The organism is Rhizobium sp. 768_B6_N1_8 (genome assembly GCF_051811225.1).
GTDB lineage: Bacteria > Pseudomonadota > Alphaproteobacteria > Rhizobiales > Rhizobiaceae > Rhizobium.
Map to the genome: position 1 here is coordinate 3,877,116 of NZ_JBPWPV010000001.1, position 17,242 is coordinate 3,894,357.

Annotated in this window: 18 protein-coding genes; 13 read left to right on the forward strand and 5 right to left on the reverse strand. The window is 59.6% G+C overall.

Annotation, left to right across the window (positions count from 1 at the left end; translation table 11 throughout):
• Positions 1–33: 33 nt before the first annotated feature.
• From AB8B33_RS19845 to lysS, 4 genes are all read left to right on the forward strand, one after another.
• Entirely contained in the window at positions 34–873 is an 840-nt protein-coding gene (locus AB8B33_RS19845; protein WP_439016629.1) for an AraC family transcriptional regulator, read from the forward strand.
• 101 nt (positions 874–974) lie between these two features.
• Positions 975–1,724 carry a TerC family protein gene (locus AB8B33_RS19850; protein ID WP_113321931.1) on the forward strand — a complete coding sequence of 250 codons (750 nt, stop codon included), beginning with the start codon at positions 975–977 and terminating at the stop codon, positions 1,722–1,724.
• A gap of 363 nt (positions 1,725–2,087) precedes the next feature.
• Positions 2,088–3,542, forward strand: a complete 1,455-nt coding sequence (gene gltX / locus AB8B33_RS19855; RefSeq protein ID WP_113321932.1) for a glutamate--tRNA ligase — start codon at positions 2,088–2,090, stop codon at positions 3,540–3,542.
• Between the two features lie 22 nt (positions 3,543–3,564).
• On the forward strand, positions 3,565–5,061 hold the full coding sequence (gene lysS, locus AB8B33_RS19860) for a lysine--tRNA ligase (RefSeq protein WP_439016630.1): 1,497 nt from the start codon (positions 3,565–3,567) through the stop codon (positions 5,059–5,061).
• 106 nt (positions 5,062–5,167) lie between these two features.
• Here the strand turns inward: lysS and AB8B33_RS19865 are convergent, their stop codons facing one another.
• Positions 5,168–5,878 carry a hypothetical protein gene (locus AB8B33_RS19865; protein ID WP_439017279.1) on the reverse strand — a complete coding sequence of 237 codons (711 nt, stop codon included), beginning with the start codon at positions 5,876–5,878 and terminating at the stop codon, positions 5,168–5,170.
• 179 nt (positions 5,879–6,057) lie between these two features.
• On the opposite strand from AB8B33_RS19865, the gene AB8B33_RS19870 reads away from it, so the two are divergent.
• The 7 genes from AB8B33_RS19870 (at position 6,058) to AB8B33_RS19900 (ending at position 13,986) form a co-directional block, all read left to right on the forward strand.
• Positions 6,058–6,966: a LysR family transcriptional regulator gene (locus AB8B33_RS19870; RefSeq protein ID WP_113321935.1), complete on the forward strand. Its 909-nt coding sequence runs from the start codon at positions 6,058–6,060 to the stop codon at positions 6,964–6,966.
• Between the two features lie 120 nt (positions 6,967–7,086).
• A complete protein-coding gene (locus AB8B33_RS19875) occupies positions 7,087–8,244 on the forward strand; it encodes an ABC transporter substrate-binding protein (RefSeq protein WP_439016631.1) in 1,158 nt (385 codons plus the stop codon).
• A 211-nt stretch (positions 8,245–8,455) separates the two neighbouring features.
• Positions 8,456–9,442 carry an ABC transporter ATP-binding protein gene (locus AB8B33_RS19880; RefSeq protein ID WP_439016632.1) on the forward strand — a complete coding sequence of 329 codons (987 nt, stop codon included), beginning with the start codon at positions 8,456–8,458 and terminating at the stop codon, positions 9,440–9,442.
• Positions 9,439–10,401: an ABC transporter permease gene (locus tag AB8B33_RS19885; RefSeq protein WP_113324696.1), complete on the forward strand. Its 963-nt coding sequence runs from the start codon at positions 9,439–9,441 to the stop codon at positions 10,399–10,401. The genes AB8B33_RS19880 and AB8B33_RS19885 overlap by 4 nt, the downstream gene beginning before the upstream one ends.
• Positions 10,391–11,206: an ABC transporter permease gene (locus AB8B33_RS19890; RefSeq protein ID WP_439016633.1), complete on the forward strand. Its 816-nt coding sequence runs from the start codon at positions 10,391–10,393 to the stop codon at positions 11,204–11,206. Before AB8B33_RS19885 ends, AB8B33_RS19890 begins: the two co-directional genes overlap by 11 nt.
• A gap of 61 nt (positions 11,207–11,267) precedes the next feature.
• A complete protein-coding gene (locus AB8B33_RS19895; protein WP_439016634.1) occupies positions 11,268–12,695 on the forward strand; it encodes a gamma-aminobutyraldehyde dehydrogenase in 1,428 nt (475 codons plus the stop codon).
• A gap of 184 nt (positions 12,696–12,879) precedes the next feature.
• Positions 12,880–13,986 (forward strand): helix-turn-helix transcriptional regulator, encoded by a 1,107-nt coding sequence (locus AB8B33_RS19900; RefSeq protein ID WP_439016635.1) that lies wholly within the window; start codon positions 12,880–12,882, stop codon positions 13,984–13,986.
• A 9-nt stretch (positions 13,987–13,995) separates the two neighbouring features.
• Here AB8B33_RS19900 and AB8B33_RS19905 read toward each other — a convergent pair whose 3' ends face one another.
• Positions 13,996–14,616 carry a YjbE family putative metal transport protein gene (locus AB8B33_RS19905; protein WP_439016636.1) on the reverse strand — a complete coding sequence of 207 codons (621 nt, stop codon included), beginning with the start codon at positions 14,614–14,616 and terminating at the stop codon, positions 13,996–13,998.
• Between the two features lie 184 nt (positions 14,617–14,800).
• Between AB8B33_RS19905 and AB8B33_RS19910 the strand changes: the two genes are divergently transcribed.
• A complete protein-coding gene (locus AB8B33_RS19910) occupies positions 14,801–14,974 on the forward strand; it encodes a DUF1328 domain-containing protein (protein WP_007817547.1) in 174 nt (57 codons plus the stop codon).
• A gap of 59 nt (positions 14,975–15,033) precedes the next feature.
• Here AB8B33_RS19910 and AB8B33_RS19915 read toward each other — a convergent pair whose 3' ends face one another.
• From AB8B33_RS19915 to AB8B33_RS19925, 3 genes are all read right to left on the reverse strand, one after another.
• Positions 15,034–15,477, reverse strand: coding sequence for a DoxX family protein (locus AB8B33_RS19915; protein ID WP_439016638.1), 444 nt, complete (start codon positions 15,475–15,477; stop codon positions 15,034–15,036).
• 62 nt (positions 15,478–15,539) lie between these two features.
• The gene (locus tag AB8B33_RS19920; protein WP_439016639.1) at positions 15,540–16,004 is read right to left on the reverse strand and encodes a tetratricopeptide repeat protein; all 465 of its coding nucleotides are present in this window, start codon (positions 16,002–16,004) and stop codon (positions 15,540–15,542) included.
• Between the two features lie 19 nt (positions 16,005–16,023).
• Positions 16,024–16,998: an MBL fold metallo-hydrolase gene (locus AB8B33_RS19925; protein WP_439016640.1), complete on the reverse strand. Its 975-nt coding sequence runs from the start codon at positions 16,996–16,998 to the stop codon at positions 16,024–16,026.
• On the opposite strand from AB8B33_RS19925, the gene AB8B33_RS19930 reads away from it, so the two are divergent.
• The gene (locus tag AB8B33_RS19930; RefSeq protein WP_439016641.1) at positions 16,988–17,206 is read left to right on the forward strand and encodes a hypothetical protein; all 219 of its coding nucleotides are present in this window, start codon (positions 16,988–16,990) and stop codon (positions 17,204–17,206) included. The genes AB8B33_RS19925 and AB8B33_RS19930 overlap by 11 nt on opposite strands.
• The last annotated feature ends 36 nt before the right edge of the window (positions 17,207–17,242 follow it).

The following is a 17,242-nucleotide window of genomic DNA, read 5'->3' on the forward strand; positions in this document are numbered from 1 at the left end:
TCTAGGAATGAGGCGGCAACCAGGGGAGAAGAGATGAGCGCCATCGGACGGGCGATATGGTTCATCGAGAGCCATTTCGAAACCGATATAAGCCTCGATGAGATCGCAGAAGCCGCCGGATTGTCGCGCTACCATCTTTCGCGCGTCTTTGGTCTGGTAACCGGCCATTCGATCAGCGGCTATATCCGCGCACGGCGTTTGAGCGGCGCCGCGCTGTCTCTCATCTCAGGCTCATCCAGCATTCTCGAGGTTGCCCTCGGCGCAGGCTATGGCTCGCACGAGGCTTTCACCCGTGCCTTCCGCGACCAATTCGGCATGACACCGGAAGCGGTGCGCCGACAGGGGCACATTCGCAATCTCGCTTTGATGGAGCCTATCAGGATGAAAACCGCAAGCCTTAACGATCTCGAACCGCCGCGTTTCGAAACCCTGCCGCCGATGCTTTTTGCCGGCCTGCAGGAAACCTACGCCTATGGCGGCAATGCCGCGATCCCCTCGCTCTGGCAGAAGTTCAACCAGCATTTCGGCCATATCCCGAACCAGAAGGGCAATGTCGCCTACGGGATCTGTACCCATATCGACGGCGAGGCCGAGAAATTCCGCTATATGGCGGCGGCCGAGGTGTCCGACGCCGATGATCTGCCGGATGGCTTTGCGACACTGAAGTTGCCGACCCAGCGCTACGCCGTCTTCTCCCACCGCGGTCATGTTTCCGGCATACCGGCCACGATGGACCTGATCTTCGGTAACTGGTGGCCGACCTCGGGCCTCGAACATGGCAGCATGCCCGACATGTTCGAACGCTATGATGACCGCTTCGATCCCTATACGGGGATGGGGGTGACGGAAATCTGGCTGCCGATCAAGGAATAAAAGCCTGATCGTTTTCGTATACCCCCTTGCGGCGCTTGCCCGGCAGGGCCGCAACGATACATTGTCCGCGTCCATAGGTGACGCAAGGGGGAAATACGCCGATGCAGGATATCATGACGCTCATTCAGGACCCGGCTGCCTGGGTGGCGCTTGTCACGCTCGTGGTGATGGAAGTGGTTCTCGGGATCGACAACCTCATCTTCATCTCCATCCTCACCAACAAGCTGCCGCCCGAGCATCGGGAAAGGGCCCGCAAGACTGGTATCGCCCTTGCTCTCGTCATGCGTCTTGCCCTGCTCGGCACCATCGCCTGGATCGTCCAGCTCACCGAACCTCTTTTCGAGCTTTTCGGCCACGGCTTCTCCTGGAAGGATCTCATCCTGATCGCCGGCGGTCTCTTCCTCGTCTGGAAGGCCACCAAGGAAATCCATCACAATGTCGATCCGGAGGATCAGCACGAGAATTTCATTGCAGGCGCGACAGGTACAAGCTTCGCCTCGGCGATCGGCCAGATCCTGCTGCTCGATCTCGTCTTCTCAGTGGACAGCATCATCACCGCCGTCGGCATGACCCCGCATCTGCCGATCATGATCATCGCCGTCATCGCCGCCGTCACGGTCATGCTTGTCGCCGCAACGCCGCTCGCCAATTTCATCGAGCGCAATCCGACGATCGTCATGCTGGCGCTCGCCTTCCTGCTGATGATCGGCACGACGCTGATCGCCGATGGCATGGGCTTCCATGTGCCGAAGGGCTACGTCTACGCCGCCATGGCCTTCTCGGCCCTCGTGGAGATGCTGAACATGCTGGCGAGGAACGCGCGCCGGCGAAAGCGTGAGGGCGGCCACTAAGGCGGTCCATCCATCTGAGACCCAATTGTTGCCTCCGCCTTACTCAGTAAGGCGGAGGTTCCTCTGTGCATGGTGGCCGTGGTGAAAAGCACAGACATCGCCTGTTTCATGTCGTCGCCGGGCTTCACCTCGAAGAACAGATCATTCGAAACGGTCGCCCGGAGGGGCCGGAAGAGGCCCGCTGGAAGCGGTTTTTCTTGACGCGCCCTTTTGAATATGGCCTAAGCGCAGCCACACGGATAATCGGCGGATTATGCGGGCAGACGCCTTGCTCCAGCCGATTTCTGGTTGATATCTGCATTCTCCAGGCCGGACGTCGCTTTCATTGAAAAGCCGCTCGGCATTCATTGACGGGCACATAAAATGACAGCTTCCGGCGTCCGCGTCCGCATCGCTCCCTCGCCGACCGGCGAGCCGCATGTCGGCACCGCTTACATCGCTCTCTTCAACTATCTCTTTGCCAAGAAGCACGGCGGCGAGTTCATCTTGCGCATCGAGGATACCGATGCGACGCGCTCGACCCCGGAATTCGAGACCAAAGTGCTGGATGCGCTGAGATGGTGCGGGCTGGAATGGAAGGAAGGCCCCGATATCGGCGGCCCCTACGGCCCCTATCGCCAGTCCGACCGCAAGGACATGTATCAGCCCTACGCCCAGGAACTGCTCGACAAGGGCCATGCCTTCCGCTGTTTCTGCACGCCCGAGCGGCTGGAGCAGATGCGCGAAAGCCAGCGCGCCGCCGGCAAGCCGCCGAAATATGATGGTCTCTGCCTGACGCTCAAGGCCGAGGAAGTCACCTCGCGCATGGCAGCCGGTGAAACCACCGTCATCCGCATGAAGATCCCGACCGAAGGCTCGTGCGACTTTACCGACGGCGTCTATGGCGATGTGTCGATCCCGTGGGATTCCGTCGACATGCAGGTGTTAATCAAGGCCGACGGCATGCCGACCTATCATATGGCAAACGTCATCGACGACCATCTGATGAAGATCACCCACGTCGCGCGTGGCGAAGAGTGGCTGGCATCCGTGCCAAAGCACATTCTGCTCTATCGCTATTTCGGCTGGGACCAGCCAGTGTTCATGCATCTGTCGTTGATGCGCAACGCCGACAAGTCGAAGCTGTCGAAGCGCAAGAACCCGACCTCGATCTCCTATTATTCCGCCCTCGGCTACATCCCCGAAGCGCTGATGAACTTCCTCGGCCTGTTCTTCATCCAGATTTCCGAAGGCGAAGAACTTCTGACCATGGAAGAGCTGTCCGAAAAGTTCGATCCGGAAAACCTCTCCAAGGCCGGCGCGATCTTCGACATCCAGAAGCTCGACTGGCTGAATGGACGCTGGATCCGCGAAAAGCTGTCCGAAGAGGACTTCCGCGACCGCGTGCTCAACTGGGCGATGGAAAACGATCGCCTGATGGCGGGCCTGCGCCTGTCGCAGACGCGTATCTCGAAGCTCGGCGAACTGCCCGATCTCGCAGGCTTTCTGCTGAAGTCCGATCTCAGCCTGCAGCCGTCCGACTTCGCCAAGATCAAGTCGCCGCCGGAAGAGGTCCTGGAAATCCTCAACACCGTCCAGCCCGATCTCGAAAAGATCCTGGAATGGAATGTCGAGACGATCGAAGCCGAACTGCGCGCCATCGCCGACCGTATGGGCAAGAAGCTGAAGGTTGTGGTGGCCCCGCTCTTCGTTGCCGTTTCCGGCTCGTCGCGCTCGCTGCCGCTCTTCGATTCCATGGCGATCCTCGGCCGCTCGGTCGTGCGCCAACGCCTCAAGCTCGCCTCGCAGGCCGTCGCCGCCCTCGTCGGCGCGAAGTAAGAACAGTCAGAGGATTTCGACAATGGCTGACAACAAGACCGAAAACACCCTTTCTTCCGACGCAACGGAAGTGCGCGCCCAGAAGCTGAAGCTGCTGCGCGAGCAGATCGGCGACGTCTATCCGGCGCATTTCCACCGCACGCTGACCAATGCCGAATTGGCCGCGAAATACGAGGGCCTGGAACCTGACGTCGAGACACAGGATGTCGTGACCGTCGCCGGCCGCGTTTACTCGTCGCGCAACTCCGGCATGTTCATGGACATCCACGACGCCGGCGGCAAGATCCAGATTTTCAGTCACAAGGACACGACCCCGGAAGAGGCTCGTGCCCTGCTGCCGATGATCGATATCGGCGATATCATCGGCGTGACAGGCGTCGTGCGCCGCACCAAACGCGGCGAGCTGACGATCAACGCCCAGAAGATCGAGATGCTGACGAAGTCGCTGCTGCCGATGCCCGAAAAGTGGCACGGCTTGTCCGACATCGAGCTGCGCTACCGTAAGCGCCACCTCGACATCATGACCAATGAGGAATCGAAGCTGCGCTTCCAGCAGCGTTCGAAGATCCTCTCCGGCATCCGCCGCTTCATGGAAAATGACGGCTTCATGGAAGTCGAAACGCCAATGCTGCATTCGGTCTACGGCGGCGCGACCGCCGAGCCGTTCAAGACGCATCACAAGACGCTGAAGCTCGACATGTACCTGCGCATCGCGCCGGAACTGTTCCTGAAGCGCACGCTGGTCTCGGGCCTCACCGACAAAGTGTTCGAGATCAACCGCAACTTCCGCAATGAAGGCGTCTCCACCCGGCACAATCCGGAATTCACCATGATGGAGTGCTACTGGGCTTACGCCGATTACGAGGATATCATGGACCTCGTCGAGCGGCTGTTTGAGAGCCTGGCGCTTTCCATCCACGGGACAACGGAATTCCCCTTCGGCGACAAGACCATGTCCTTCAAGGGGCCGTTCAAGCGCGTCCCGATGCCTGATGCCGTCAAGGAAGCGACCGGTATCGACTTCCTGGCGATCAAGACCGACGAGGAAGCCCGCGCTGCCGCCAAGGCAGCCGGCTTCGAGGTTGAGAAGGACTGGACCTGGGGCGAATGCCTCGCTTTCATCTTCGAAGAGAAGGTCGAGCAAACTCTGATCCAGCCCTCGCACGTCACCCATTTCCCGAAGGACATTTCGCCCTTCGCCAAGGAAGTGCCGGGCGAGCCGCGTCTCGTCGAACGTTTCGAGACCTATTGCAACGCCTGGGAACTCGGCAACGCCTTCTCCGAACTCAACGATCCGGAAGAGCAGCGTCGCCGCATGGTCGAGCAGCTCGAACAGGCCCACGCCCGCGGTGAGAAGGAAAAGCAGCTCGACGAGGAATTCCTCGATGCGATCGACCAGGGCATGCCGCCCGCCGGCGGTCTCGGCATCGGCGTCGACCGCCTGATCATGCTGCTGACCAATGCACCGTCGATCCGCGACGTCATTCTCTTCCCGGCTCGTCGCAACAAGGCCGACTGAATAACACGCTGTTTGAATGAAGAAACGGAGCGCCCGTAAGGACGCTCCGTTTTGCGATTCCTATTGATGATGGAAAACATAAGGCCTGCAGCCTGACGATTTCGGGTTAGTGCCCGCTCTTGGCCGGCGGTGCCTCTGCGGGGGCGGCTTCTCCCGGAGCAGCGGCATCTTTGGCAGCCTGCTCTTCAGCAGACGTTTCCTCGGGCTCCTTGGCCTCCGGCTTGCTCTCTTTCTTGGTGGAAGCAACGGCAACCGGATCGATGCAATCGGCAGGATCCTCGAGGCTCGCATTCAGCGCCGCGATCCGATCGTCCGGCAATTCGATGCGTTCGCCATAAAAGAGGCCCTGCTCGCTCGCCTTGCCGTCATAATAACGGGCCGTATAGGGCTTGTCGTCGAGACCTTCGACCATCTTGTCGGGATGCGCAATATAAACCACATCGGCACCGATCGCCCGGCCGCGAATATCCGAACGCAAGGTCGGACCATTCTCGTCGAGGACGACGACCTGCACGAGGTCGGGTTTCTGCGCTTCATAGACCGCCTGAGCGACACGCAACGCCGTCTTGATGCGCGTCATGCCGTCAACAGGTTCGGTCTTGATGTATTTGCGGACCCAGACGTGATCCTGCTTCTTGATCGTCACCAGATTGACGTCGGTGCAGGCCACGCCATCAGCGGATTCCTCATCACCGAGCAGCCTGTCTTTACCGACATAAACCGCAGCACCGCCGGAAACGCCCGCTAACAGGGCGCTACCACCGATGATCAAAGCCAATTTCCGGGAAGGCCGGAATATGCGCAGTAAGGCCTTCACGCCAACTGCTCCGCCATCTGAAAACTCCAACGCAATACAAGTGACTGTGAAGCTAGGGAAATGACGTTTCCGAATCTTTAAGTGGACCGTCCAACTTTGTCTCGAATTGAATAAATACCAAAAAAGGTCCAGCCATTCGCAAGCTTGCCAGATCACTCAAGCACATGCTCTAAAATGCCATGGCCTTCACGCTTCGCCAGATTCAATATTTCGTCGCCGTTGCCGAACAGGGTTCGGTCACGCGCGCCGCGCAGAACCTGTCGATCTCCCAATCCTCGATAACGGAGGCGCTGAAGGAACTGGAAAACGACCTTGGCGTCGTGCTGTTCGAGCGTCACCCGCGGGGGCTGTCAGTCACCCACAACGGCCATCAGTTCCTGCGGCACGCCACGAAAATCCTGGCAACCGTCTCCGACGCCCGCACCAGCTTTTCCGGCCAGGAGAACATACCCTCCGGCACGCTCAATATCGGCGTCACCTCGCTCGTTGCGGGCTATGTGCTCTCGGACCTGTTGGCACGCTATCGCCGCGCCTGTCCCGGTGTGGAGGTCAGCGCCATTGAGGACAATGGCAGTTACGTTGAGCATCTGCTGGTCGGCGGCGAGCTTGATGTCGCCGTCATGGTGATTTCAAATCTGCGTGATCGCATGGCCCTGCAGGCCGAAATCCTTGAAACCTCACCCTATCGCCTCTGGTTGCCGATGGGGCATCCTCTGGTTTCGGCGGATATCATCTCCATCGCCGATATCGCCCGCGAGCCTCTGATCATGCTGACAGTGGATGAAATCGAGGAGAATACCGGCAAGCTGCTGACCGCACTCGGCGCCCGCCCGCATGTCGCCTTCCGCACCCGCTCGGTTGAAGCCGTGCGCAGCCTGGTTGCGACCGGCGCCGGCGTCGCGCTGCTGCCCGATCTCGTCTACCGCCCCTGGTCGCTGGAAGGTGACCGCATAGAGAGCCGCGATGTTTCGGGCGCCCTGCCCGTCGTGCAGGTCGGCATGGTCTGGCGCAGGGGCTCCAGCCTGCCGCAGGCCGCACGCGATTTCGTGGCCATCGCCGAGAACATGCGATCGGGAAGATCCCGCTAGATATCGGAATTTCCGATATCGCCTTTCTGATAAATGAATTTGCGAAACCGGCCTTTCCGCGTCACCCTTTCTTCTGGGAACAAAACGCCGCAAAAGCGGCACCGAACCGGGAGACAGACGATGAATCTTCTGAAATCGTGCACTGCTGCGCTCGCGAGTCTGAGCTTCGCCACACAGGTTGTTGCTGCCGAACCCCTGAAGACACTGGGCAAGGGGGAAGGCGCCGTCAGCATCGTCGCCTGGGCCGGTTATATCGAGCGCGGCGAGACCGACAAGAATTACGACTGGGTCACCGACTTCGAGAAGGAAACCGGCTGCAAGGTTTCCGTCAAGACCGCCGCCACCTCGGATGAGATGGTGGCGCTGATGAACGAAGGCGGTTTCGACCTCGTCACCGCCTCAGGCGACGCCTCCCTCCGCCTCGTTGCCGGTAAACGCGTCCAGCCGATCAACACCGATCTCATCCCGAGCTTCAAGACTGTCGACGAGCGCCTGCAGAATGCGCCGTGGAATACGGTGAACGGCGTCCATTACGGGGTGCCCTATCTCTGGGGGCCGAACGTGCTGATGTATAATACCGACGCCTTCAAGGATAAGGCGCCGACGAGCTGGAACATCGTCTTCGACGAACAGAACCTGCCGGACGGCAAGTCCAACAAGGGCCGCGTGCAGGCCTATGACGGCCCGATCTACATCGCCGATGCCGCTCTGTATCTGATGGCGCACAAGCCCGATCTCGGCATCAAGGACCCCTATGAGCTCAACGAGGACCAGTACAAGGCCGCTCTCGACCTGCTGCGCGGCCAGCGCAAGATCGTCTCGCGCTACTGGCACGATGCGATGATCCAGGTCGACGACTTCAAGAACGAAGGTGTCGTCGCCTCCGGTTCCTGGCCGTTCCAGGTCAACCTGCTGCAGGCCGACAAACAGAAGATCGCCTCCACCTTCCCCGAGGAAGGCGTCACCGGCTGGGCCGATACGACTATGCTGCACGCCGACAGCGAACATCCGAACTGCGCCTATATGTGGATGGAACATTCGCTGAAGGCCAAGGTCCAGGGTGATGCTGCCGCCTGGTTCGGCGCCGTGCCATCCGTTCCGGCTGCCTGCAAGGGCAATGAACTATTGACCGATGCAGGCTGCAATACCAACGGCTATGATCACTTCGACAAGATCAAGTTCTGGAAAACGCCGGTCGCCAAATGCGCAAGCGAGAGCGAATGCGTACCCTATCATCGCTGGGTATCGGATTTTATCGGTGTGATCGGCGGGCGGTAACGCCAAGCCGGTTCACGTAAACAAAGTCCCCTCCCCAACCCCTCCCCGCAAGGGAGGGGCCAGAGTGGCGCCGCCGCATTCCTGCCGAAACGCCGAAAGGTTTGAGCGTGGGCGCGGCAGATTAAGCCCCTCCCCCTTGTGGGGAGGGGTTTGGGGCGGGGTCTTTTTGAAGATCAAAGCCTCTCTCAGATAATACAGCTCCGGAGCCCCTATGACGTCCGCCGTCCGTTTCCAGAAGGTCTCTCGCCATTTCGGCGCGGTGCGCGCCGTCGATGGCGTCGATCTCGAAATCGTACCCGGCGAGTTCTTCGCCATGCTCGGCCCGTCCGGTTCCGGCAAGACCACCTGCCTGCGGCTGGTTGCAGGCTTCGAACAGCCGACGTCGGGACATATCGAAATCTTCGGCGAAACCGCCGAAGGCATCCCGCCCTATCGCCGCAACGTGAACACCGTCTTTCAGGACTACGCGCTCTTTCCGCATCTCGATATCCTCGACAACGTCGCCTACGGACTGATGGTCAAAGGCGTCGGCAAGGCGGAGCGGATCAAAGAGGCTGAAAAGACGCTGGAACTGGTGAAACTGCCGGGCTATGGCAGCCGCCGCCCCGGCCAGCTTTCCGGCGGCCAGCGGCAGCGCGTGGCGCTCGCCCGCGCACTCGTCAACAAGCCCCAGGTGCTCCTGCTCGATGAGCCCCTGGGCGCTCTGGATCTGAAGCTGCGCGAGCAGATGCAGGAAGAGCTGAAGAGCCTGCAGCGCGCCCTCGGCATCACCTTCATCTTCGTCACCCACGATCAGGGGGAGGCGCTCTCCATGGCTGACCGTGTTGCGGTCTTCAACAATGGCGGCATCGTCCAGCAGGGCACGCCGCAGGATATCTACCGCCGTCCGAAGACCCGCTTCGTCGCCGATTTCGTCGGCTCGTCGAATGTCATTTCCCCTGACGTCATGACGGCTCTTGGCGGCGAGAAGCGCTGGGCGAGCCTGCGTCCCGAGGCAATTCACCTCGCCGCTGACGGCGTCGAAGCCAGGGTCGAGAATGCCAGCTTCCTCGGCGCGGCGACCCGGCTTACCGTCGATATCAGGGGAACGTGCCTGCATGTCATGCTGCCGGCCGGCAGCGACATCCCCGATATCGGCACCGCCATCCACCTCGTGTGGCAGCAGGGCGACGTGCATTACATGGATGATGCGGCATGACGGCTCTGGCGATGATCAAGGCGGAAACCTCGATCCTGCCGCGCCGCGGCGGTTTCTTCGGCGGCCTGTCGGATAGCTTCTGGCGTCACCCGAAACTCCTTCTCTTCCTGATGCTGACGCCGCCGCTGCTCTGGCTCGGCATCATCTATATCGGCTCGTTGATCGCGCTGCTGTTGCAGAGTTTCTTCTCGATCGATGATTTCTCGGGGATGGTGAACCACGAATTCACCCTCGATACCTATGCCCAGCTCCTGAACCCCGGCAATTTCGACATCATCGTCAGAACCATCCTGATGGCGGCGCTGGTGACGGTGGCCTCCGCGGTCATCGCCTTCCCGATTGCCTATTACGCCGCCCGCTATGCGCAAGGAAAATGGAAGGCCCTGTTTTACCTTGGTGTCATGCTGCCGCTCTGGTCGAGCTATCTCGTCAAGATCTACGCCTGGAAGCTGATCCTCGCCAAGGAAGGCATCCTCACCTGGCTCTTCGACAAGCTCTATCTCTCCTGGCTGCTCGACGGCGTCCTCGCTTTGCCTGTTGTCGGCGGTAATTCGCTCTCCGTCAGCTATCTCGGCACTTTCATCGTCTTCGTCTACATCTGGCTGCCCTACATGATCCTGCCGACGCAGGCAGCACTCGAACGTGTGCCCGGCAATCTGATCGAAGCGTCCGCCGATCTCGGCGCCACCCCGCGCCAGACATTCCGCACTGTGCTTTTCCCGCTGGCGCTGCCCGGCATAGTCGCCGGTTCGATCTTCACTTTCTCACTGACGCTCGGCGACTACATCATCCCTCAGATCATCGGCTCTTCCCGCCTCTTCATCGGTCAGGCCGTCTATACGCAGCAGGGAACGGCCGGCAATGTACCGCTCGCCGCCGCCTTCTCCGTCGTACCCATCGTCATCATGGCGATCTATCTCTGGCTCGCCAAACGCATGGGGGCCTTCGATGCGCTCTGACCGCGGACAGAAATCACCCCTCGTCCTGAAGATCGCCGCGGCCGGCGGCCTGCTCTTCCTGCATCTGCCGATCCTGCTCATCTTCGTCTACGCTTTCACGACCGAAGAGAAGAGCTACCAATGGCCACCACCCGGCCTGACGCTGCAATGGTTCGGCATCGCCTGGAACCGGCCGGATGTCTGGTCGGCACTTGGCCTCTCCCTGCAGGTTGCCTGTATCGCGACCGTGGTCGCCCTGATCCTCGGCACGCTCTGCGCGGCCGCCGTCAGCCAGACGAAATTCTTCGGCCGGGAAGCAATCTCCCTGCTCGTCATCCTGCCGATAGCGCTGCCGGGCATCATCACCGGTATTGCGCTGCGCTCCGCCTTCAGCCTGTTCGACATACCCTTCTCGGTCTGGACGATCGTGCTAGGCCACGCCACCTTCTGCGTGGTTGTCGTCTACAACAACGCCGTCGCCCGCTTCCGGCGCACGTCGGGCTCCCTGATCGAAGCCTCGATGGATCTCGGCGCCGACGGCTTCCAGACCTTCCGCCATGTCATCCTGCCGAATATCAGCACGGCGCTCCTGGCCGGCGGCATGCTCGCCTTCGCCCTGTCCTTCGACGAGGTCATCGTCACCACCTTCACCGGTGGCCAGCAATCCACTCTGCCGATCTGGATGCTCGAAGAGCTGATCCGCCCGCGCCAGCGCCCGGTCACCAATGTGGTCGCCATGGTCGTCGTGCTCGTCACCTTCCTGCCGATCCTGGCAGCCTATTACCTCACGCGCGACGGCGACCAGATCGCCGGCGCCGGCAAATAACCGGAATGGGACGCGGAGCCCCTTCCGCATTCCACTCGATCAACCACAAGGGAGAACACCCATGGACACGCAAATGCTGATCGGTTCCCACTTCGAGACCGGCACGGAAACGGAAGAGCACATCCTGAACCCGAAGACGGGTGAGACCGTGCTGAACCTTGCCGAAGCCTCGCTCGGCCAGATCGATGCCGCCGTGGATGCGGCGGAGAAGGCCTTTGTCGCCTGGTCGCAGACGACGCCATCCGAACGCTCCGCCTATCTATTGAAAATCGCCGATGCGATCGAAAAGGACGCGCAGGGCTTCGCCACGCTCGAGGCGCTGAACTGTGGCAAGCCTATCAATGCCGTGCTGAATGACGAAATCCCGGCCATTGTCGATTGCTACCGCTTCTTTGCCGGTGCGGTGCGCAATCTACACGGACCGGTCGCCGGCGAATATCTTCCCGGACACACCTCGATGATCCGCCGTGACCCTATCGGCATTGTCAGCTCGATTGCGCCGTGGAACTATCCATTGATGATGATGGCCTGGAAGCTGGCGCCCGCCATAGCTGGCGGCAATACCGTCGTCTTCAAGCCGTCTGAACAGACGCCGCTGACGGCGCTCAAGATGGCAAAGCTCCTTTCCGATATTCTCCCCGAGGGCGTGGTCAATGTCATCCTCGGCCGCGGCGAGAGTGTTGGCAACACGCTGATCAACCATCCGAAAATCAATATGGTGTCGATCACCGGCGACATCGCGACCGGCAAGAAAGTGCTGCAGGCTGCCGCCAAGACCGTCAAGCGCACCCATCTGGAACTTGGCGGCAAGGCGCCGGTCATTGTCTTCGACGACGCCGATATCGATGCCGTCGTCGCCGGCATCCGCACCTTCGGTTACTACAATGCCGGTCAGGACTGCACTGCCGCCTGCCGCATCTATGCCGATACGAAGGTTTACGACAATTTCGTCGCCGATCTGACCTCCGCTGTTTCCAGCATCCGCTTCAACCACGCCGATGACACCGACAACGAAATCGGCCCGCTGATTTCCAAGCGCCAGCGCGATCGTGTCGAAAGCTTCGTCACCCGTGCCTCCGAACACAAGCATATGGAAATCACCACCGGCGGCAAGGTCTCGGGCGACAAGGGCTTCTTCTTCGCGCCGACGGTTATTGCAGGCGCCACGCAGGAAGATGAAATCGTCCGCCGCGAAGTTTTCGGCCCCGTCGTCTCTGTTACCCGCTTCACCGATGTCGAGGATGCGGTGAACTGGGCAAACGACAGCGATTACGGCCTCGCCTCCTCCGTCTGGACCAAGGATGTCGGCCGCGGCATGAAGACTGCTGCTCGCCTGCAATATGGCTGTACCTGGATCAACACGCATTTCATGCTGGTCAATGAGATGCCGCACGGTGGCCTGAAACAATCAGGCTACGGCAAGGACATGTCTGTCTACGCCCTGGAAGACTATACGGCAGTTCGCCATGTGATGATCAATCACGGATAGTTGAACAGAAGCGTCTTAATCTTCTTCAAAAGTCACTGCCGCCATCAGTGACTTTTGTCACTTTGTCACAATACAACTGCAGATACTATTTCTGGCGTGGAATTGCCGTTTCGCTATATATGGCAACCCGCGATAAACGTGGTTCTTCACTGGATCAAAGAAATCGGTCAGGCATTACTTACCCATGGCGACGCGCATCGACATCTCCGAGCTCGAAACGGCCCTGGACGGATTGCTGGAATCCGCTCTGGTGCCGGCAAGCTGGGAGCGCACGCTGGAGCAGATCAGCCGCGCCACCGGCTCCATCGGCACGCATATCATGCCGGTGCGCGGGAAATTCCCCTCCGGCTTCCTGAGCACGCCGAATCTGCTGGAGGCCTTCCAGGTCTATTTTGACGAAGAATGGTACAAGCGCGACTTCCGCGAACGCGGCCTGGCGGTTGCGATGGCCAAGGGGGTCATCATCGAACACGACATCGCCGGCGATGAGGAGTTCAATCATCAGATCTTCTATACGGAGTTCCTGGCCCGCTTCGGCTTCCGCTACTCCGCCATGGTGGGCTTCACCTCCGGCGATACGATGCTAAGCATCAACCTGCAGCGCCGCATTCAAGACCAGCCGTTCGATCGCGATGACGAGCGCTTGCTCATAAAGATGCAGTCGAAACTGACCGCCGCAGCCGAGATCATTCGCGCGCTGCATGTCGCCAAGATCGACAGCATGAGCGAGGCATTTGAGCTCGCCGGCACTGCCGTGGTCTTCTTCGATCGTTTTGGCCGCATCACCCGGCTGAACCAGCGCGCTGAGATGCTGCTCGATGGCAATATCCGGGTTCTCGATCGGGAGCTCGTTGCTCTCAGTCAGGAGGAGACGGGGCTCCTGCGCCGCCATCTGCAGGCAATCCTTTCGAAGGAGCCTTTCACCAATCCGGCCGTCTCCACGCCGGTTCTGTTTTCCCGCCCGGGAAAGGCGCCGCTGATAATCCGTGCCCAGCGGCTGAACGGAGTACCGGCCGAACTCTTCTCGCATTCCGCCGCCGTCGCCATCATCACGGATCTCTCCGAACGCGCGGCCCCGAGCCGCGATCTGCTGCGCCGGCTCTTTTCGCTCACTCCTCAGGAAACGACGGTAGCGCGCCTGCTGATGGATGGTTCGTCGCCGCGCCAGATCGCCGAAATATCCGGCCTGACTTATGAGACAACGCGCGGCTACGTGAAGAAGGTTCTCGCCAAGACTGGCACACAGCGCCAGTCCCAGCTTATCTCCCTGCTCTCAAGCCTGAAAATCTAGACCCGGTTATTAGGCCTGACCGTAGAGCGCAAGCAGCTCAATGCCGCCTTCCCATATCATGTCGAACGCCACATAGACGATGATGGCAAGGCCGATCCAGCCGATCCAGCGGAAGCGGTTGAGCAGCTTTGCCACGAAGTTGGATTCGACACCCATGAGGACGACGGAAAGGATGAGGCCGAAGATCAAGGCATTCATGTTCGACTTCGCAGCACCGGCAACGGCCAGGACGTTGTCGAGCGACATGGAAAGATCCGCAAAGATGATCTGGCCGATCGCCTGTCGGAAAAGTTTCGGCTTGTGAGCGTGGTGACCGGCTTCCTGCCCGGCCCCTTCTTCCTCTGCCTCGCGCAATTCCCTGAACATCGTCCAGCAGATCCACAGAAGCAGCAGACCTCCGACGAGATTGATGCCCTTGATGACGAGCAACTGCGCGGCAATGACGGCGAAAACGATGCGGATAACGGCGGCTGCGGCAATGCCGGTGACGATCGCCTTGCCGCGCAGCTCGGTGGAAAGGCCTGCAGCTGCCATACCGATAACGACCACATTATCCCCTGACAGGATGATGTTGATCATGATGACTTCGAGGTAGGCGGAAATGACCTGGGGGTCCAGAAAAGCGTGCATGGAGGGTGGCTTTCGTCGATGGGGCAAATCGATGATGATCCCTTCAAACAGATCGAGACACCTTTGAAATGCCCTTGCAGGCCGGAGCAGCACGCCTTTAAGGAATGCCGTTCCATTCTAACCGATCTGGAACAAAATCAGTTTTGGCGCGTCTTCTTCCGGCAATCACGGAAGGAAGATATCCATGTTAAAATGGGCTCTTATATTTCTGGTAATTTCTATCGTCGCCGGCTTTTTCGGCTTCTCCGGCATCTCCGCGGCGACCGCGACGATCGCCCGCGTGCTCTTCGGCATATTCCTCGTCGTCTTCCTGATCTTCCTCATCCTGGCCTTGATGGCAGGACAGGCGATCTTCTAGCCACGGGGCTATGCCAGATGGCATAACGACGACGACGGCAGCTTTTCAAAACAAGTTCGCTACAGCACCGCCGTCAGCCAGGGATGCATTCCCTTAACCCGCCTTTTCATGAGATTGTCGATAGACACCGATCCTGCACCCGAAACCGAAAGCACGAACATGCCGCCGGCAATTGCGAGATCCTTCTCGAAATGCAGCAGTTCGTTCTGACTCGCGAAGTTGGTGTGGAACAGAAAAGCCGTCGCGAGGCAGAACAGCCCGAGGGCCACCGCACCGAGCCGGCTGAGGAAACCGGCAGCAATAGAAAGGCCGGCACCCAGCTGCAGAGCAATGACGGCAAACGTCACCAGCGCCGGCAGGCCAAGCTTTTCGAAGATAGCAAGCGTCGCGGTGATGTCTGAGATGAGCGACGAACCCTCATGCAGGAAGATCAGGGATAGGAGAAGCCTACCCAGAAGAAGAATGAGATCGGCCAGCCGAGGCCAGCTTGCAGCGTTTTCCATCATATCCTCCACTATATCACGAGCAGGCGGCGAACCGCCTGCTCGTGCCGTTGATATGTCGGTCACTTACCGCCCTTTGCGGCGATGGCTCCCTGAAGGTCTTCGAGCTCCTCGCAGCCGCCGGGGCAAAGCTGTTTAAGGACCGCCGCCTGCTCTTCAGCCTTCGCCATATCGCCGGTCTCGACATAGAGTTCACCGAGATATTCGCGTGCCGCCTTATGATCGGGCTGAAGCTCCAGCGCCTTGGTATAATAGGTCAGCGACGTCCGGTAATCACCGGTCTTGCGCAGCGTGAACCCCATCAGATTGTAGACGTCCGCCTGCTGATTATCTTCGGCAAGATCGCGCAGCTCTGCAAGCGCGCCGGTATAGTCCTTGGCGTCGATCTTGGCCCGCACCGCAGTCAGGTCCGGAGCGTCAGTCGACTCCATGTTGTCGACGGCAAAGGCTGGAAATGCGGTAACCGCGGAAAAGCCGGCGGAAATGGCGCAAACCCAGATGAATCCCAGAATTGCATACTTCATCATTGTAACGTCCTTCGGCCTTTCAGGCCTGGATTGTTGGGGTGAAGGCATAGGCGCTTCCGTCCTTGACGAAGGTGCCTGAGCCGGGGAACGGGAAGTGCGAGCCGCAGATCGCGATATTGTCGGCAATGACGCGATCGATGAGACGGCGACGCGTGTCGATGGCTGTCGGCCCGTCCTGGTCATAGCTGCCCTGCCATTCGGGATGCGGGGCGAGCAGCGCCGGCACATACATGATGTCGGCGGAGACGAGCAGCTGCTTGTTGCCCGAGGTCACGAGATAGGTTGAATGACCGGGCGTATGGCCAGGCGCTGAAAGCAGCCTGATGCCGGGTGCAACCTCGGCCCCGTCATCCACCAGCTTCCAGTTCTTCCATGTCGGGAAAACGGCGGCGATGCGCTTGCCGGCCGGCTTGCGGCCTTCGGCAAGCTTCTCGACACGACCCGGTGCCGTCCACCAGTTATATTCGGCAGCATTGACGATGAGCTCGGCATTCGGGAAGACCGGATTGTTCGTTCCCTTTTCCATCAGGCCCCAGACATGGTCCGGATGGAAATGCGAGATCATGATCGTATCGATCTTCTTATAATCGATACCGGCCGCCGCCATATTCGCCGGAAGATGTGTGGCATTTTCCTGCCATTGACCGACGCCTGAGCCGGCATCCATCATGATCAGCCGCCCGCCGACTTTCAAAACGACCACCGTCAGCGGGATCGGCATGAATTCGGTCGTCAGCCCTGCCTTGGAAAGCGCCTCTTTGGTATCCTCGATCGAGGCGTTCTTGATGAATGCAGGATCATGCGGTTTTTTCCAGATGCCGTCATAGATCGCCGTAACCTCGATATCGCCGACCTTGTATTTATAAAAGCCGACCGTCGGCTCCAACGGTGTCGCGGCAAGTGCCGGCATGACGAATTCGAGCTTCGATGACAGGCCGAATGCAGCCGCAGCAGCGGCCGATCCCAGGACGGCGCGACGTGACATGGTAAACATGAATATGCCTCCTCTTGTTGATGGTATTTCGACTGGCGAAGACTGCAATTCATCTGACGCCCTCGCTGACGAACTAGATCGCCAGCGGGGCGCTGTTATTCCCGGCCCGAACGATATTTTCGACAAGCCATTGAAAATGCTTTGTTATTTTAACGGCGCACATCTTTCGTACCGCTGCGTGCAAATAAACCGGCGCTATTTGGAATAAAATCGCGCGCCGATCGGTCTAGACTGCAAGGGACCC

Coding starts and splice junctions, on each gene's coding strand:
- AB8B33_RS19920 (WP_439016639.1), bottom strand. CDS start 16,004: ATGATGAAGTATGCAATTCTGGGATTCATCTGGGTTTGCGCCATTTCC.
- AB8B33_RS19880 (WP_439016632.1), top strand. CDS start 8,456: ATGACGTCCGCCGTCCGTTTCCAGAAGGTCTCTCGCCATTTCGGCGCG.
- lysS (WP_439016630.1), top strand. CDS start 3,565: ATGGCTGACAACAAGACCGAAAACACCCTTTCTTCCGACGCAACGGAA.
- AB8B33_RS19845 (WP_439016629.1), top strand. CDS start 34: ATGAGCGCCATCGGACGGGCGATATGGTTCATCGAGAGCCATTTCGAA.
- AB8B33_RS19910 (WP_007817547.1), top strand. CDS start 14,801: ATGTTAAAATGGGCTCTTATATTTCTGGTAATTTCTATCGTCGCCGGC.
- AB8B33_RS19915 (WP_439016638.1), bottom strand. CDS start 15,477: ATGGAAAACGCTGCAAGCTGGCCTCGGCTGGCCGATCTCATTCTTCTT.
- AB8B33_RS19895 (WP_439016634.1), top strand. CDS start 11,268: ATGGACACGCAAATGCTGATCGGTTCCCACTTCGAGACCGGCACGGAA.
- AB8B33_RS19905 (WP_439016636.1), bottom strand. CDS start 14,616: ATGCACGCTTTTCTGGACCCCCAGGTCATTTCCGCCTACCTCGAAGTC.
- AB8B33_RS19870 (WP_113321935.1), top strand. CDS start 6,058: ATGGCCTTCACGCTTCGCCAGATTCAATATTTCGTCGCCGTTGCCGAA.
- gltX (WP_113321932.1), top strand. CDS start 2,088: ATGACAGCTTCCGGCGTCCGCGTCCGCATCGCTCCCTCGCCGACCGGC.
- AB8B33_RS19850 (WP_113321931.1), top strand. CDS start 975: ATGCAGGATATCATGACGCTCATTCAGGACCCGGCTGCCTGGGTGGCG.
- AB8B33_RS19885 (WP_113324696.1), top strand. CDS start 9,439: ATGACGGCTCTGGCGATGATCAAGGCGGAAACCTCGATCCTGCCGCGC.
- AB8B33_RS19900 (WP_439016635.1), top strand. CDS start 12,880: ATGGCGACGCGCATCGACATCTCCGAGCTCGAAACGGCCCTGGACGGA.
- AB8B33_RS19925 (WP_439016640.1), bottom strand. CDS start 16,998: ATGTTTACCATGTCACGTCGCGCCGTCCTGGGATCGGCCGCTGCTGCG.
- AB8B33_RS19930 (WP_439016641.1), top strand. CDS start 16,988: ATGGTAAACATGAATATGCCTCCTCTTGTTGATGGTATTTCGACTGGC.
- AB8B33_RS19875 (WP_439016631.1), top strand. CDS start 7,087: ATGAATCTTCTGAAATCGTGCACTGCTGCGCTCGCGAGTCTGAGCTTC.
- AB8B33_RS19890 (WP_439016633.1), top strand. CDS start 10,391: ATGCGCTCTGACCGCGGACAGAAATCACCCCTCGTCCTGAAGATCGCC.